Origin of the sequence: Limnochorda sp. (assembly GCF_047459355.1) — a bacterium.
Taxonomy (GTDB): domain Bacteria; phylum Bacillota; class Limnochordia; order Limnochordales; family Limnochordaceae; genus Limnochorda.
This window is the reverse complement of record NZ_VSCV01000031.1, coordinates 1-15948: the sequence shown is the minus strand read 5'-3', so window position 1 is coordinate 15948 and position 15948 is coordinate 1. Positions and strand designations below refer to the sequence as shown.

Sequence of the window (15948 nt, the reverse complement as noted above, 5' to 3'; positions counted from 1 at the left end):
CCCACGGCTAAGGCGAAGCCCAGGGCCAGGGCGATGGTGACCGGTTCGACGGCGAAGGCCCACTGGCCCGCCCGGGCCAGGTACCAGCCGGCGGCCACCCCCAGGAGCACCCCGACGATGCCGCCCAGGCTGCTCAGGGTGATGGACTCCACCAGGAACTGGAGGAGGACGTGGCGGCTCTTAGCCCCCACGGCTTTGCGGATGCCGATCTCCCGGGTCCGCTCGGTGACCGAGACCATCATGATGTTCATGATACCGATGCCGCCCACGAGCAGGGAGATGCCGGTGATCCCCGCCAGGAGCAGGGTGAGGGTGCCCGTGGTCTGGGCCATGGTCTCCAGGAGCTCCTGCTGGCTGGTGATGACGAAGCGGTCCGCGCTCCCCAGGCGTTGGGTGAGGAAGTTGGTCAGGGCCTGCTGGGCGAGCGGCGTCCACTCAGGGCCCAGGCTGGAGACCTGGATGCTGTTCACCCGGTCCCGGCCGAAGAGGCGCTTCTGCGCGGTGGTGATGGGGACCAGCACCTGATCACCCATGGAGAAGAAGCCCTGGGTCCGGGGGGTCATCACCCCCACCACGGTGAAGGGGACGCTGCCGATGCGGATGGTCTGGCCGATGGGGGAGCGGCCCGACTCGCCGAAGAGGTCCTCCATGGCCACGTCGCCCAGCACCGCCACCCGGGCGAGGCTGGCCACCTCGTCGGCGGTGAAGAAGCGCCCTTCCGCCACGGCCCAGTTGAGCTGCTCGATGTACTCAGGCGTCGTCCCCACCACCCGGGTGGAGGTGGCCTCCCGCCCCCACGCGACGGTGAAGCTGCCGCTGGCCTCCGCGGAGAGGCTCCGGATGCCGGGGAGCTGGGCCTCCTGGAGCTCCCGCAGGTGGTCCAGGGTGAGGAGGTCCACGCTGCCTCGGGCCATGGGGGTGCCGGGGGTGCGGCGGATCCGGCCGGGGGAGATGGTGATCAGGTCGGTGCCGAGGCTGGCGATCTGCTCGGTCACCGAGCGGCTCGCCCCCTGGCCGATGGAGACCAGCCCCACCACCGCCGCCACGCCGATGATGACCCCCAGCATCGTAAGGAACGAGCGAAGCTTGTTGGCGGTGAGGCTGGCCAAGGCCATCCGGATGCTCTCCAGGAGACTCACTCGCGGACCCTCCTCTCCGACGGCGATTGGGGCGGCGACTGGCGGGCCATGAGGCCCATCAGAACCGGATGACGGGCATGGGCCCCCGGCCGCCGGGGCCGCTCCGGCCGGGTCCAGCCCCGGGCAGGCCCCCCGCCTGGATGACCACCGTGTCCTCGGCCGTCAGGCCGGCGATGATCTCCGCGTAGCGGCCGTCGGTCAGGCCCACCTGGATGGGAACGGCTCGGGTGCTCCCATCGGGTTGAGCCACCAGCACCATATCCTGGTTCCCCTGGCGGAAGATGGCCTCCAAGGGGAGGCGGAGGGCGTCGGGCTTCTCCTCCACCACGATGGCCACGTCGACGGTCATGCCGGGGCGGAGGAGGTTGGCCTCGTTCTCCAGCTCCACCGTGACGTCGAAGGTGACGATGCCGCTCTGGGTGGTGCCGACGGTGGCCACCGAGGTGACCGTCCCCTCAAAGATCCGGCCCGGGGCGGCGTCCGCCTCCACCCGAGCGGGCAGCCCCCGGCGGACCCGGTTCACATCGATCTCGTGGACGGGCACCGTCACCCGCATCCGGTCCAGGCGGCCCACAGTGGCCACCACCGCGCCCTCCTGGATGGTCTCGCCCGCCTCCACCTGCACCGAAAGGACCGTCCCGGTGAGGGGCGAGCGGATCTCGGCCCACTTCAGCTCCTCCTCGGCCAGGGCCAGGTTGGCCTCAGCCTCGGCCACCTGGGCCTGGGCCACCTCCACGTCGGCCGGGTCGGGGCCGGCGGTCAGCTCGGCCAGCTCCTGCTCCGCCAGCTGCAGCTGCCGCCGGGCCAGGGCCAGATCCTGCTCCAGCTGGGCCAGCTCTGCCGGGGCGACAGCCCCCTGGGCGGCCAGCCGCTGGGTCTGCTCCACCTCCCGGGCGAGCCGTTCCACCTGGAGCCGAGCCTGCGCCACCGCGTGCTCCTGGCGCAAGAGCTCCGCCTCCGACGGGCCGGCCAGGAGCTTGCGCAGGTTGGCCTGGGCGGAGGTGAGGCTGGCCCGGGCCCGGGTGACGGCCAGCCGCAGGTCTGTGGGATCCAGCGCGACCAAGAGCTGGCCCGCCTCCACGGCCTCCCCTTCCTGGACGGCCACCTGGCTCACGGGCCCCGCCGCCCGGCTGACCACCTCAATCTGAATCAGGGGCTCCAGACTGCCCACCGCGGTGAGGACGTCCTCCATGGGGCCGATGTTGGGCTGGATGCGGACGATCTGCCCTTGGGCGACCGCGGTGGGATCCGGGACCGGACGGGCCCAGGTCCAGTAGCCCCAACCGGCGAGGCCCAGCACCAGAACGGCTGCCCCGAGCCAGAGAAGCCTGCGTCGCATCAGCTGCCACCTGCCTTGGGAGGATCAGACCCTCACCGCGGGTCTGCCCGGAATGGTTCAGACCACCATGGTAGCACCCAATTATGATCAATCTGTGACGGTCCCTGCTAGGCCGTCCAGCTGGGCCGCCTGAAGGAACCGGGCCAGACTGATCCGGTAGTCGAAGAGCGCGTTGAGGACGCTCACCTGGGCTTCGAAGGCCTTCTGCTGGGCCTCGGTCACGTCGAGGGAGGTGATGGTCCCCGCCTCGAACCGGAGCTGGGTGATGCGGAGCTGCTCGGCCGCCAGCTCCGCGGCCGCCTCCCGCAGGGGCACCTGGGCTGCCGCGGCCTGGAGGGCATCGTAGGCGTTCCGCACCTCCAGCTCCACCCGGAGGCGGGCCTGCTCCAGGGCCTGCTCCGCCTGCTTCAGCTGCAGCTCCGCCCGGGCCTGGTCCAGCCGGGGGGTGAAGGGGTTCTGGGCCAGCTCCAGGGTGATCCGGGCCGTCTCCACCCGGTCCTGGGCCTGGAGGATCTCCAGCCGCTGGGCCAAGGCGGAGGCGAGGGCCGTCTCCAGATCCACCGGCACCGGCTCGAAGAGGAGCTCCGTTTCCGCGGGGAGGACCGGCTCATCCAACGGCCGGCCCAGGAGCTGGTTGAGGGCCCGCTGGGCCGCGACCAGGGCCCGCTGGTCCGCCTCCAGCTGCATCTCCGCCTGCCGGAGCTGCTGGCGGGTCTGCTTCAGGTCCAGGTCGGCCAGGGCGCCCGCGGCGTGCCGGACCTGGGCCGCCTCCAGCTGGCGCTGGACCTGCTCCAGGTTCCCCTGGCTCAGCTCCACCTGCTGGAGGCTGCGGATCAGGTCGTAGTACGCCTCGGCCACCTGGAGGGTGAGGCTGGCCAAGCTCGCCTCATGCTCCAGCTGGGCGTTCCGCCAGGCGCTCTCCGCCTCCCGCCCGCTCACCGGCGAGGGGCTCACCAGGAGGTTGGCCTTGGCCTGCTCGTACTCCAGCCGGGCCAGCTCCAGGGCCAGGTCGGCGGCCTGCCGGTCCGGCCCCTGGCGGAGGGCGATCTCGATGGCCTCATCAAGGCTGAGGCGGGCCGCCTCCGCCCCAGCTTCTTGGCCGGCGGCCTGGCCAGCCCAGAGGCCAGCGGTGAGAAGCGCGGCGGTGAGACACAGGGCCAGGGCCGGAAGGCGGCCCGCCCGGGACCGGCGCCGCGAGCCCCCGGGCGGCTGGAAGCGCGCCCTGGGCGGCTCCGGCCGGTGGGATGGGGGCGTCGGAAGGGTGAGGCGTGCATCCCGTGCCAACGGTCATCATCCTTTCACTGGCCCCGCCAGGAGGCGGGGAAGAGTCTACTCGTAGCGCAGGGCCTCGATGGGGTCCAACTGGGCTGCCCGCCGGGCGGGCCAGATCCCGAAGAAGAGCCCCACCGCCGCCGCAAAGCTAAAGGCCAGGGCCACGGTGGACCCTTCGATGACGAAGGGCCAGTCGCCCACCTGGGCCACCGCCCAGGTGACGAGGGCGCCGAGCCCGATTCCCAGGAGCCCGCCCAGGCCGCTCAAGGTGACGGACTCCACCACGAACTGGGTCAAGACGTAGCTGTTCTTGGCCCCCAGGGCCTTCCGGATGCCGATCTCCCGAGTCCGCTCGGTGACCGAGACCAGCATGATGTTCATGATGCCGATGCCGCCCACCAGGAGCGAGATCCCCGTGATTCCCGCCAGGAGGATGGTGAGGATGCCGGTGACCTGGCCCACCATGTCCAGGATCTGCTGCTGGGATTCAAGGCGGAAGGCCTCGGGATCGTTCATCAGCTGGGTCAGGTAGTTGCGCAGGCTCCCCTCGGCCAGCTGGGTCTGATCCGTCGCCGCGGCCACGATGATCTCCGTCAGGGGGCGGTGACCCATCACCCGGGCCCGGGCCGTGGTCAGGGGAATGACCACCAGCCGGTCGAACCCGCCGGTCACCATGCCATCTTTGGGGGCCATCCGGCCCACCACGGTGAACTGGTCGGTGCCGATGGTCACCACCTGCCCCACGGGGTCGAAGTCGGGATCCCCGAAGAGCTGCTCGATGGCCTGCGGCCCCATCACCGCCACGGGCCGGGCCTCCACCACGTCCTCCTGGCTGATGAAGCGCCCCCGGTCCACCCTCCAGTTCATCACTTGGGCCCACTCGGCGGTGGCGCCCATGACGGGCAGGGGGGTGGTCCGGTTCCCCGCCCGGATGGAGGCGGTCCCTTGCATGTCGGCCGCCACCTGGAGCACCCCGGGCAGGCGGGCCGCCTGGAGGGCCTCCAGGTGGCTCAGCTGCAGCTCCCCGGCCCGCTGCCAAATCCCGGGGGCCACCTGGCGGTACCCGGGGCCGACGAAGATGACGTTGGCCCCGAAGCCCGAGATCTCGTCGGTCACCGCCCGGGTCGCCCCGTGGCCGATGGAGACCAGGGCCACCACCGACATGACGCCGATGATCACCCCCAGCATGGTGAGGAAGGAGCGCATCTTGTTGGCCAGCAGGCTGCTGAAGGCCATCCGGACGGCCTCCACCAGGGTGAAGATCACGCCCCCTCACCTGCCTGCTCAGCCCCGCCCTGCCGGGCCTCGCCCGCGCGCGGCCCCGCCGGCCCCTCCTGGCCCGCCGCCTCCTCCACCGGGAGGCTTTCGGGGGCGGGCGGCAGGGCTGCCAGCCGCTCGGCGGCATTCAGGGGCTCAGGAACATCCTCCACCCGCACCAGGCGCCCGTCCCGGAAGTGGAAGATCCGGTCGGCGTGGAGGGCCACCTCCCGGTCGTGGGTGACCAGAACCAGGGTGTTCCCCTCCCGGTGGATCTCCTGGAAGAGCGCCATGATCTCCATCCCGGAGCGGGTGTCCAGGTTGCCCGTGGGCTCGTCGGCCAGCAGGATGGCCGGCCGGTTGACCAGGGCCCGGGCGATGGCCACCCGCTGGCGCTGGCCGCCCGAGAGCTGGGAGGGGAGGTGGTGAGCCCGCTGGGCCAAGCCCACCCGGGCCAGGGCCTCTTCCGCCGCCTGGCGGCGGGCCCGGTGGCTCTTCCCCGCGTAGATCATGGGCAGCTCCACGTTCTGCAGGGCCGTGAGCCGGGGCAGGAGGTTGAAGCTTTGGAAGACGAAGCCCACTTTCCGGTTCCGGATCTCGGCCAGGCGGTTCTCCGAGAGGGTGCCCACCTCTTGGCCGTCAAGCCAGTACTGGCCCGCGGTGGGCCGGTCCAGGCAGCCCAAGAGGTTCATCAGGGTGGACTTGCCCGACCCCGACGGGCCCATGATGGCCACGAAGCTCCCCTCGGGCACCTCCAGGGTGACGTCCACCAGGGCGGGGACCTGGACATCTCCCATCCGGTAGATCTTGGTCAGGCCCTGGGTGCGGATCACCGCCCGGGGTCCTGTGGCGACGGCGGCTGCGCGGTTCACTCCATCGCCTCCTCCTGGCCGTTGGCCTGGGCCCGCCCCGCCTCCACCAGTTCCAGGTACCGCTGGGGCGTCATGGTGGCGGGCAGGATGATGAGGGTCTCGTCACCGGTTAGGCCCGCCTGCACCTCGGCCATCTGATCGTTCCGGAGCCCCAGGGTGACGGGGATCACTTCCGTCACGCCGTTGGGCCGGCGGGCCACCACCACGTCCTGATCTCCCTGGCGGACGACGGCCTCCAAGGGCACCTGGAGGACATCCTCCAGACGCTCCAGCAGGATCTCGACGGTGGCCGTCATCCCCGGCCGGAGTCGCTGGTCGGGGTTGGCCAGGCTGATGGTCACGTCAAAGGTGGCCACGTTCGCCTCCCGGCTCCCCTGGGGGGCGACGGCGATGACCTCCCCTTCGAAGGTCTGGCCCCGCACCGCGTCGGTCCGCACCCGGACCGGCTGGCCCACCTGGATGCTGGGCACATCCATCTCATTGACCGGCGCCACCACCTCCAGGTGGTCGGTGCGGCCCAGGCGGGCCACCACCTTTCCCGCCTCCACCGGCTGGCCCAGCCGGGTGTTGAGGACCAGGACCGCGCCGTCCATGGGGGCGGTGATCCGGGCCCGGCGGAGGTTCTCCTGAGCCCGGGCTACATCGGCTTCCGCCTGGGCCACCTGGGCCCGGGCCCGCTCCAGCTCGTATTCGGTGGGGCCCCGTTCCAGCTCGGCCAGGTGCTCCTGAGCCAGCTGCAGGGACCGCCGGGCGGCGGCGAGGCTCTGCTCCTTCTGCCGGAGCTCCTGGGGCGGGAGGGCGCCGGCCCGGGCCAGGCTCCGGGCGGAAGCCACCTCCACCTCCAGCCGGGCCACCTCCGCCTCGGCCGCGGCCACGTTGTTCCGCGCTTCCAGCCGCTGGACCGGGGTGGGCCGGTTGGCCAGGGCCGCCAGATCGGCCTGGGCCATCCGCAAAGCGGCCTCCGCCTGCTGAAGGTTGAGGCTCAGATCGCTGGGATCCAGGGCCAGGAGCAGGTCCCCCCGGCGGACCCGATCCCCCTCCCGTACGGGGAGCTCCTCCACGATCCCGGAGACCCGGGCGACCACCTCAGCCTCTTCCAGGGGCTCCAGGGTGCCCACCACCCGGGTGACCCGCTCCAGGGGCCCCCGGGAGACGGCCACCTCCCGGACCTGGCTCAAGAGCGCGGCGCTGGCCAGGCTGGCGGAGCGGTTGGCCAGAACGTAAAGGCCCCCGCCGACCAGGCCCACCACGATGAGAACCCAAAGGCCGATCTTGGCCAGCCGTCTCATCGGATCTCACTCCTCCTCCTGAGAAACGAATGACTCCCAACCCAAGACCCGTCCCTGCTCATCCACCACCGGCAGGCCGGCCGCCCGCTGCAGGGCCGCGGCCGCGCGGAGGAGGTCGTAGCGGGCCGTCGTGGCGCCGCTCAACGCCGCCTGGTACGCCGCCTGGGCTTCGGCCAGCTGGCGGGGGGTGATGACGCCGGCATCGAACCGGATCCTTTCCGCCTCCAGGCGGATGCGGGCCGCCTCCAGCTGGAGCTCCCTCGCCGGCAACGCCTCCAGGGCCAAGAGGTACGCCTCATGGGCCTGGCGGACTTCCTCGGCCACCGTCGTCTCCAGCTCGGCCAGCTGGCTTTCCAGCCGCTCCAGGGTGAGCCGGTGCTGCTCCAGGGCGATCTGGCGGCTGCCGCCGTCGAGGAGCGGCAGGCCCACGCTGATGCCGGCGGACCAACCGGTGAACTGGTTCGGCTCGTTGGGGCCCGACACGGGCCCCGACCGGTAGAGGCGGGCCTGCCCCGAAAGGCTCAGCTCCCAGGTGTCCAAGGGCAGGGTGACCTCCACGCTGCCGTCCTGGCCCCTGTAGCCCCCGTTCAGTGCCAGGGTGGGCTCGAAGGGCCGCTTCAGCTCGGTCCAGGTGATCTGGGCCTGCTGAAGGGCCTCGCGCGCGGTGAGGAGGTCGGCCCGGTGCTCCAGGGCGTGGGCGATGAGCCGCTCCACCGAGGGAAGGGCCGACGCCTGGCTGGCGGCTGGCTCCAGACCCGCGAGGTCCAGGCCGGCCAGCTCCAGCTCGGCCCGCAAGGGGAGGCCCAGCTGCCGGTTGAGGGCGGTCTGGGCCCGGGTGGCATCGAGCTGGGCTTGGGCCAGGTTCTGGCGGGCGGCGAGGGCCTCCGCCCGGGCCTCCAAGAGGTCGGCTTGGGAGGCAGCCCCCTGGCTGGCCCGCAGTTCCGTCTGGGCCAAGACCGCCTCGGCTTGGCGCAGGGCCTCGGTGCTCCGCGCCACGGCGGCCCGGGCCTCCAGGAGCTTGAGGTAGCCGTCCAGAACCGACTGGGCCACATCCTGGCGGGCTTCGGCCAGCGACCGCTCCGCCTCCCGGAGGGCCTGCTCGGCCTGGCGGATCGTCTCCGGGGCGGTGCCTCCCAGGAGGGGCTGGAGGGCCAGGCTTTGATCGAGGGTCAGGCTGACGGTCCAGGCGCCCTCTTGGCCCTCCCGGACGGTGTACCCGCTGGTCAGCCCCGCTTGGGTCCGGTAGGGCACGCCCGCCTGGCGCCAGGCAAGCTCCGCTTCCGCTAGGGCCCGCCGCTCTGCGGCCAGGGTCGGCCCCTGCTCCCACGCAAGGCGGATCGCCTCGGGCAGGGTGAGCTGCCGGGCCTCGTCGGTCTGGGCCGAGGCCGCCCAGCCGGGCGGTCCCCACCAGAGACTGGTGAGGCTGGCGAGGAGCAACAAGGCCAGGGTTGGTCTGATCCGCGCGGCCACATCATCGCCTCCCAAATCCTAAAACAGCAGTGCACTAGAAGAGTAGTACACCCATGCTCGCCTGTCAAGGGTTGAGATCGGCCTCCCGCCCCTGGAGGGAGAGGCGTCCAGAGGAGGGGATCCAGCCCATTCTCGCGCGCAAAAGTAACGACTTTGTGACGAACGGCAACATCTTTGGGTGGAGATGGTTTCCAAGGGAGTCTTCGGGGATGGACGGGGCGGGGACGAGGGGGCATGGGCACCCGGGACCGCGCGGAGGAGATGCCTCCCAGGAGTGGAAGGATAGGAGCGGTCGGGTACAGCCTTCCTCAGCCGTGAACAACCGGAAGGAGGAGTCGGCATGGAAGCCAATGCGGATCGGGCCCAGGGCGCGGCCCTGCTCGATGATCGTCAGGCATGCCAGGCGCTGGACCCTAGCGACATGGCCGGTGCCATCCACGGCCTGCCGGAGCAGTGCGAGGAGGCGTGGCGGGGGGCCCAGAGCGCCGACCTCCCCCCGTGGGAGCGGCCCCGGCAGGTGGTGGTCTTGGGGATGGGCGGGTCGGCCATCGGCGCCGAGCTGGTGGCCGGGCTCCTGGAAGGGTCGGCGCCGGTACCCATTGCGGTCCACCGGGGCTACGGGGTTCCCGGTTACGTAGGCCCCGAAACCCTGGTCATCGCCTCCAGCTACTCGGGGAACACCGAGGAGACCCTCTCGGGCTACGATGCAGCCAAGAGCCGCGGGGCCCAGCTGGTGGCCGTCACCACCGGCGGGGCGCTGGCCGAGCGGGCTGAGCGGGATGGGGTCCCCTGGGTGCGCATCCCCTCCGGGTTGCAGCCTCGGGCGGCCATCGGCCACTCCCTGGTGCCCCAGCTGGCCATCCTCCACCGGGCTGGGCTCATGGAGAACCCTGAGCCCAGCGTCCAGGAGGCGATCCGGGTCCTCAAGGGCCTCCGGGAACGGCTGGAACCGGCGGTGCCGGCAGCGCAGAATGAAGCGAAGCAGATCGCCCTCGACTTCCACCAGCGCTTGCCCGTCATCTACGGCACCCAGGGGTGGAAGGGCGTCGTCGCCTACCGCTGGAAGACCCAGATCAACGAGAACGCCAAGGCCCAGGCCATGGCCAACCAGTTCCCCGAGCTGAACCACAACGAGACTGTCGGCTGGGAGGTGCCGCCGGCCATCAACCGCCTCTGCCAGGTGGTCCTCCTGCGGGAGCCGGACGATCCCGCGCTCATCCGGCGGCGGATCGAGGTGACCGCGGAGCTCATGCGGCCCCACGTGGCGGGCATCCGGGAGGTCTGGGCTGAGGGCGACTCGGCGCTGGCAAGGCTCTTCTCCCTGCTCTATCTGGGGGATTATGTCAGCCTCTACCTGGCGTACCTCTACCGGGTGGATCCGACGCCGGTGAAGGCCATCGACCGGCTGAAGAGGGAGCTGGCCCGCCTCCAGGCCGAGGGTGGGGAGCGTGGTGGCGATGGCTCCGGCTCCTGACGGGGCATCCGCCCTCGCCCTGGGCATCGACCTGGGCGGCACCAAGATTGCCGCCGGGGTGGTCGATGCCTCCGGGCGGATCCTGGGCCGGGGCCACCGGCTCACCCAGCCCCAGGAGGGGTGGGAGGCGGTGGTGGACCGGATGGTGGCCGCGGGGGAGGAGGCCCTGGCCCAGGCGGGGGTGACGGCGGAGGCGCTCGCGGGCGTCGGCATCGGCTCGCCGGGCCCCGTCAACCCCGAGACGGGGGTGGTGGTGGAGGCGGCCAACCTCTTCTTCAAGAACGTGCCCCTGGCCGAGGCGGTCGCCGCCCGGTTCGACCGGCCCACCTACCTGGACCACGATGCCCGGGTGGCCGCCCTGGGCGAGTACCGCTTCGGGGCAGGCCAGGGGGCGACCCACCTGGTCTTCGTCACCGTGTCGACGGGGATCGGGGCGGGCATCATCGTGAAGGGGCGGCCCCACCAGGGCGCACACTTCGCGGCAGGCGAGCTGGGCCACACGGTGGTGATGCCCAACGGCCCCCGGTGCACCTGCGGCCTCAACGGCTGCCTGGAAGCCGTCGCCTCGGGCACGGCCATCGCCAAGCTGGCCCGGGAGGCGATGGCCCGGGGCGAGGCTCCCATTCTGGCCCAGCTGGCCGGGCATGATCCCGAGCGGGTCGATGCGCGGCTGGTGGCGGAAGGGGTCCGCCGGGGCGATCCGGCCTGCCGGCAGGTGCTGGACCAGGCCACCTTCTACCTGGGCCTGGCCCTGGCGGGGGTGATCAACCTCATCGACTGTGACCGGATCGTCCTCGGCGGCGGCGTGGCCAAGATGGGCGAGCTCCTCTTCGAGCCCGTCCGCCGGACGGTGGCCGCGTCGGTGGTGGCCACCGGCCGGCAGGTGCCCATCGTTCCCGCGGCCCTGGGCTCCGATGCCGGGATCCTGGGGGCGGCCTCTCTGGCCCTGGCGCCCCTCACTCCAGGGTCTTGATGAAGGCGATGAGGGCTTCGATGGTCCCCGGCTGGGCCAGCTGGTTCCGGTAGGGGGCGATGGTGGCCGTCATCACGCCGGCCGCGTACCCCCGGACGATCTTGGCGTCGGGGTTCTCGATGGACTCCCGCAGGTAGGCCTCATCGGCCACCACCCGTTCACCCGTGGTGAGTTCCACCTCCCGGCCGTACAGCCCGGCCCAGGTGGGGCCCACCATGGGGGTCCCGTCCAGGGAGTGGCACGCAGAGCAGCCGAGCTGGGTATAGAAGCGCTGGCCCATGGCGACCAGCTCCGCCTCGGTGAAGGTGGGGGCTTCGGCGCCCGGAACCTCCTCGGCGTGCTGGGCCACCTGGGCGGGGTCGCCGACAGCCACTTGGGGCTGGGTGAACTGGCCGTACAAGAGGATGGTGATGGCGGTCACGGCCATCAGCGTCACATAAAACCAAGCCTGCTTGAACACGGCGTCTCCTCCTCAGGCAAGGTGAACGATGGCTGGTCGTGGCGACCGTCCTCTGCAGGGGCGCGCAGGCACAGGCCGTGCCCCAGATGTGTTCGCAAGAATGATCACGATTCCTGCTCTTGACCTATGAAGAGGGCCCGCCAGTGGCGGGCCTCAAATGTTCGAGGCAAACCCTCTTCAGCCAGCGGAAAACCCTTGAGCCGGCCGGTTGGCTCATTTACCGGCTGGCCCCAAAGGAAGCCTCTCGCCGGAGAAGGCCGCCCCCGAGGTTAGGGGCCCTGTTCCACCCGGACCACCACCCCGTCCCGGAAGAGGACGGTCCGCCGGACCTCCTCCCAGAAACGGGGCGTGCCCGTGAAGAAATCGTACTGCCCCACCGTCTCGATGTACCGCCAGCGGAGGACGGGCCCCAGCTGGGGGTCGGTCACCTCCTGGATCTCATCGGGCGCACCCCAGGCGGCGGCCACCATGGCAGGGCTCATGCCGGGAACTACCCGGCCCTGGCTGACCAGGCGGAGCTGCTCCACGCTCCAGTCGGGGTAGTGGGCCTCAGCCAGGGCCAGGGAGACCTCCCCCTGGGCGACCAGCTCCACCAGCTCGGGAGGCCAGCCGGGATGGGCCTCCTGCAGGGCAGCCCGCTCCTGCTCGGCCAACGACGGGCCGAAGAAGAGCTGGAGGCCCAGGCTGAGGCTGGTCGCCTCCGACCGGGTCCAACCCGAAGCCGGGCGGGCGAAGCTGGTGGCCCCCTGCACCAGGAGCTGGAGGCCGTCCTTCAGGCCAAGCTCAGCGCCGTAGGTGAGGCGGAGGACGGGGCGGCCGCTCCCTTCCCACTCGTATCCGGCTCCGGCCCGGGCGTAGACCCGGACGGGCCCCCGGGTCAGGTGGGGACCGGCGGAGATCACCAGCCGGGTGGGGTCGCCCTCCCCACCGGGCATAAGGCTGGCGGCGGCCGAGTACCAGGCGAAGTGGCGGACGGCGCCCACCTCCACCGGCCGGCCGCCCAGGCCCCCGATGACGAACGCGCCCAGTCCCTCGGGCGGGAGGCCGGGCAGGGTCTGGGCTGCTGTCGACCCGCCCAGGAGGAGCAGGAAGCTGAGGAGCCAGAAGATGAGGTGTGCCCCTCCTCGCCGCTCCCAGCCCGCCAGGAAGGACCGCCCCCGGAGCCTTCCCCCGACGGGGCGTGTGCCACCCCAACCGCCCGAGATCCTCGCCATGCCCTCGCCTCCTCGCACCCGAGTGGCCCATCGCTCCCAGGGCCGGACCAGGCCCCGGGGCCGCGCGCGGGCCCCTCTCAGGTTATCGAGCGAGGGAGGGCCGATCTAGAGCCACATGGCCTCCACCTCGTAGATGGTGGGCTGGCGGAGCTGCTGGTGTTGGGGATCCCAGATGCCGCAGAGGACCCCGTAGCGGGTGGGTTTGGCCGCCAGGGCCGCGGGCAGGCTGCAGAGGGTTCCCTCGGGGCCCTGAGGGAGCTGGCAGCCCAGGGGATACTCGGGTGGGCGGGTGCCGGTCAAGACGCCGCACTCCCCGCCCCCGACCAGGCGGAGGAACCAGGGGGAGGGGTTGGCCCGGTCGGGCGGGTTGGTCCAGGCGTCGGGCGGCTGGGGGAGGGGATCGGTCAGCTCCAGGACCACACCCTGGTTCTGGGCCGGATCCCCCTGGGGGCAGGCGACGGTGCCGCCGGCGGTCAGGAAGCACGGGTCGTAGATGACGTTCTCGGAGGCGCAGCGGAAGGCTCCCTCCCGGGGGGCGGCCAGCGACCCGGTCCAGCAGGAGCCGGGCCGGGTTTCGACGGCCGTAAAGCCTTCGGGATCATAGATGACGATGGCCGTCCCCTGGGCGGTGCCGGACCACCATCCGGTCGACCATCCGGCCACGACCAAGGCCAGTGCCAGGAGTAGGAGGACGCCTCCCAGCCACCGCCGTGAGACCACCAGCACCCGTTTGGCCACCAGGGCTCCCGCCTTTCTCGAGGTTGACCCCGCCTGAGGGGGGCGAGCGCCCCGGCCGAGCCCAGCTCCCCCGGCCGAGACCAGCTCGCGCGGCTTGCGGACCGGTGTCGGATGGGGGTTGGAACCCTGCACCCGGGGGGCGATCGCGCCAGCGACGCCGCCCCTGGAGACCTATGTGCCCCCGAGCCGGGAAAGACGCGGAGACTTGGTGGTGAGCTTTTCCAGCGGCAGGGAAGGATCCTGCCGGGGCCGAAGCTTCCCGGACAGGCTTCTCTCCAGGGGCCTGCAGGTGACGGTTTGGGGGGCGGTCTGGATGAGGAAGCATCCTGGGCAGGCCGGCTTCCAGGGGTGGTGCCGGCATTGCATCCCCGGCCAGCTGACGCCAGCCTGGTGGCGACCGATCCTTCTGGGGCTCATCCTGCTCCTGGCGGGCTTTGGGTGGGGCCCCGGCCCCGCGTGGTGGGGATCGGCCCAGGAAGTCCCACAGGCAGAGACCCTCGCTCTTCCCCACCCCCCTACCGTCACCGTTGTACCGGAGCTGTCAGGGCCCATCCCGGCCGGGCGGCTCTGGCTGGCCGTCCAGATCCAGGCGCCTGCCGGCGTCCAAGAGGTGGTCTTCTGGCTGGAGGATCCCACGGGCCAGGGGGAGCGTCTCGTCCCTGAGGTCGGGGGGCCGTCGGAAGAGGAGCAGACGGCCTGGTTTGAGGTGCCCGGGGTGACTGAGGGCACCTACCGGTTGACCGTCCAGGTGGTGGATGGGGCCGGGCAGGAGACTGAAGCTGTCTGGACCTTCCCTGTGGTGGGGGACCTCACCGTGGAGCCGGAGCTGGCCGAGTTGGAGGCGGGGCTCTGGGTCCGGGAGCCCAGCGCGCAGGAGGCGGTGGACCGGATGGCCCAGACCGGGGAGCTGTGGCGCCTCCTGGAGCGGCGGTACGGGTGGCGGCGCGGCACCGACCCGGTCCGGATCCAGGTGAGCTGGGAGGGCACCTTGGGCCGTTTGACCCACCCCCTGCTGATGAAGGCGTTGGTGGAGGATCAGCCGGCAGGCTTTCTGGCCCGGGGGGTGCGGGCCTACGAGGCCGTCCGGGGCGCTCCCTACTGGTGGGAGGCTCGGGGGCCGGAGCCAGGGGTGAGCGAGGCCTTCCCGGGCGGCTCAACCCAGCCTCCGGACGCCACGGTCCTCTACGGCGCCGGGGCGTATGCTCCCGAGCGGGAGGCCGTGGGGTGGACCTCCTTTCTGGCCGCCTACCACCGCCACCCGGCGGCGGACGATGCCGCCTACCGCCTGGGCCGCTCCCATGAGCTTCTGGCCGCCCGATTCGCCCCCGGCCGCTCCGAGCGGGTGGCCCACCTGCTGGCCGCGGCGTGGGCCTACCTGGCCGCGCTGGAGCTGCCCGACGGGGACATGGCGTGGGATGCCCGCAACCGCCTCATCTACCTGCTGGATGCAGTGGCCCGCCCCGAAGACCTCCAGCGGATGACCGGCCGCCTCGAAGAGGGGGCCTCCCCGGAGGCGGGGCTGGTGGAGCGTTTTGTCCGGCCCCAGCTGGGCCGGGACTTGGCCGTGGCCGCCCAGTATGCCCTGGCCCTCCGCCATCTGCGGGCCGGCGAGTACGAGGCCGCCGCCCAGGGCCTGGCCGCCGTCCTGGCTGCCTTGCCGGAGGAAGGGCCCTGGGATCCCCTGGCCCTGAGAACCTCCCAGACCCAGGCGGCCGTGGAACGGCAGCAGGCGACGGCGCAGCAGCTGGCGGAGCTGCGGGCCGGCCGGGAGGGCCGGGGGGCCGAGGCGGCCGCGGCCGCCTACCAGGAGGCGGCCCTCATCTACCGGGATCCCCACCTCTTCGCCTTGGCCCTCTGGCACGGGCAGCGGGCCCAGTACCTGGCCTTCGGCCATCTCTTCGAGGCGGCGGCCCACGAGCTGGACGGGGCCATCCTGGCCGAGGACGCCGCCGGGCAGATCACCTACATCCGAGCCCTCGCCCTCTTCGAGGAGCTCCTGGCCGCCCAGCCCCCCGAGCCGTGGCGGGAGCGGGCCCTCTTCTCCAAGGGGATGAGCCTCTACCACCTGCTCCACTACGGGCAGGAGGTGGAGGCGTGGCGCCCCCGCCCAGCCCTGACCCAGGAGCTGGTGGCCACCTTCCGCACCTTCGCGGACGAGTACCCGGCCAGCCCCTGGGCCGACGATGCGTTGCTCATGGTGGGCGTCTACGGAGAGGAGCCCCGGGTCTTGCAGGCCCTCATCGAACGGTATCCCGATGGCGACAAGCGGCCCATCGCGGAGGCGCTCCTGGAGGAGAAGCCTCACCCCGGCTGGTGAGGCGGGCGGCCCTCGGGAGGCTCAATGGGTTCCTGGCTGGGATGCCCGGGCCGGGGCCGCTCCCCCAGGGGCACCAAGCCCAGCCGCAGGGCGAGGACCGCGGCCTGGGTCCGGTCTTCCACGTTCAGCTTGGT

General features: G+C 71.8%; 13 protein-coding genes. 3 read left to right on the top strand and 10 right to left on the bottom strand.

What is annotated here, in order from left to right:
* The 7 genes from FWJ67_RS09490 to FWJ67_RS09460 form a co-directional block, all read right to left on the bottom strand.
* A partial coding sequence (locus tag FWJ67_RS09490; RefSeq protein WP_414482744.1) for an ABC transporter permease occupies positions 1 to 1139 on the bottom strand: 1139 nt, incomplete at its 3' end.
* Between the two features lie 58 nt (positions 1140 to 1197).
* On the bottom strand, positions 1198 to 2478 hold the full coding sequence (locus FWJ67_RS09485; protein ID WP_414482316.1) for an efflux RND transporter periplasmic adaptor subunit: 1281 nt from the start codon (positions 2476 to 2478) through the stop codon (positions 1198 to 1200).
* An 87-nt stretch (positions 2479 to 2565) separates the two neighbouring features.
* A complete protein-coding gene (locus FWJ67_RS09480) occupies positions 2566 to 3762 on the bottom strand; it encodes a TolC family protein (protein WP_414482743.1) in 1197 nt (398 codons plus the stop codon).
* 45 nt (positions 3763 to 3807) lie between these two features.
* A complete protein-coding gene (locus tag FWJ67_RS09475) occupies positions 3808 to 5016 on the bottom strand; it encodes an ABC transporter permease (RefSeq protein WP_414482314.1) in 1209 nt (402 codons plus the stop codon).
* Entirely contained in the window at positions 5013 to 5804 is a 792-nt protein-coding gene (locus tag FWJ67_RS09470; RefSeq protein WP_414482745.1) for an ABC transporter ATP-binding protein, read from the bottom strand. The genes FWJ67_RS09475 and FWJ67_RS09470 overlap by 4 nt, the downstream gene beginning before the upstream one ends.
* Positions 5805 to 5875: 71 nt before the next feature.
* Entirely contained in the window at positions 5876 to 7168 is a 1293-nt protein-coding gene (locus FWJ67_RS09465) for an efflux RND transporter periplasmic adaptor subunit (RefSeq protein ID WP_414482742.1), read from the bottom strand.
* Positions 7169 to 7174: 6 nt separating this feature from the next.
* Positions 7175 to 8638 (bottom strand): TolC family protein, encoded by a 1464-nt coding sequence (locus FWJ67_RS09460; protein ID WP_304172957.1) that lies wholly within the window; start codon positions 8636 to 8638, stop codon positions 7175 to 7177.
* A gap of 340 nt (positions 8639 to 8978) precedes the next feature.
* Here FWJ67_RS09460 and FWJ67_RS09455 point away from each other — a divergent pair, with 340 nt between their 5' ends.
* Together FWJ67_RS09455 and FWJ67_RS09450 are read left to right on the top strand one after the other, a co-directional pair.
* Positions 8979 to 10112, top strand: a complete 1134-nt coding sequence (locus tag FWJ67_RS09455) for a bifunctional phosphoglucose/phosphomannose isomerase (protein ID WP_414482741.1) — start codon at positions 8979 to 8981, stop codon at positions 10110 to 10112.
* Entirely contained in the window at positions 10096 to 11085 is a 990-nt protein-coding gene (locus FWJ67_RS09450; protein WP_304172953.1) for an ROK family protein, read from the top strand. The genes FWJ67_RS09455 and FWJ67_RS09450 overlap by 17 nt, the downstream gene beginning before the upstream one ends.
* Here the strand turns inward: FWJ67_RS09450 and FWJ67_RS09445 are convergent.
* The 3 genes from FWJ67_RS09445 to FWJ67_RS09435 all read right to left on the bottom strand — a co-directional run bounded on the left by FWJ67_RS09445 (position 11069) and on the right by FWJ67_RS09435 (position 13497).
* Complete coding sequence (locus FWJ67_RS09445) at positions 11069 to 11545, bottom strand: c-type cytochrome (protein WP_304172951.1); 477 nt, start codon at positions 11543 to 11545, stop codon at positions 11069 to 11071. The two genes, FWJ67_RS09450 and FWJ67_RS09445, sit on opposite strands and share 17 nt — an antisense overlap.
* Before the next feature lie 269 nt (positions 11546 to 11814).
* Positions 11815 to 12759 carry a hypothetical protein gene (locus tag FWJ67_RS09440; protein WP_414482740.1) on the bottom strand — a complete coding sequence of 315 codons (945 nt, stop codon included), beginning with the start codon at positions 12757 to 12759 and terminating at the stop codon, positions 11815 to 11817.
* A 105-nt stretch (positions 12760 to 12864) separates the two neighbouring features.
* Positions 12865 to 13497, bottom strand: coding sequence for a hypothetical protein (locus FWJ67_RS09435; protein ID WP_414482310.1), 633 nt, complete (start codon positions 13495 to 13497; stop codon positions 12865 to 12867).
* A 313-nt stretch (positions 13498 to 13810) separates the two neighbouring features.
* On the opposite strand from FWJ67_RS09435, the gene FWJ67_RS09430 reads away from it, so the two are divergent.
* Complete coding sequence (locus tag FWJ67_RS09430; protein WP_414482739.1) at positions 13811 to 15814, top strand: hypothetical protein; 2004 nt, start codon at positions 13811 to 13813, stop codon at positions 15812 to 15814.
* Positions 15815 to 15948: the final 134 nt, after the last annotated feature.

Bases quoted from the DNA above. Each gene is read 5' to 3' on its own strand.
- FWJ67_RS09455 (WP_414482741.1), top strand. From the start codon at position 8,979: ATGGAAGCCAATGCGGATCGGGCCCAGGGCGCGGCCCTGCTCGATGAT.
- FWJ67_RS09485 (WP_414482316.1), bottom strand. From the start codon at position 2,478: ATGCGACGCAGGCTTCTCTGGCTCGGGGCAGCCGTTCTGGTGCTGGGC.
- FWJ67_RS09470 (WP_414482745.1), bottom strand. From the start codon at position 5,804: ATGGGAGATGTCCAGGTCCCCGCCCTGGTGGACGTCACCCTGGAGGTG.
- FWJ67_RS09450 (WP_304172953.1), top strand. From the start codon at position 10,096: ATGGCTCCGGCTCCTGACGGGGCATCCGCCCTCGCCCTGGGCATCGAC.
- FWJ67_RS09440 (WP_414482740.1), bottom strand. From the start codon at position 12,759: ATGGCGAGGATCTCGGGCGGTTGGGGTGGCACACGCCCCGTCGGGGGA.
- FWJ67_RS09465 (WP_414482742.1), bottom strand. From the start codon at position 7,168: ATGAGACGGCTGGCCAAGATCGGCCTTTGGGTTCTCATCGTGGTGGGC.
- FWJ67_RS09430 (WP_414482739.1), top strand. From the start codon at position 13,811: ATGAGGAAGCATCCTGGGCAGGCCGGCTTCCAGGGGTGGTGCCGGCAT.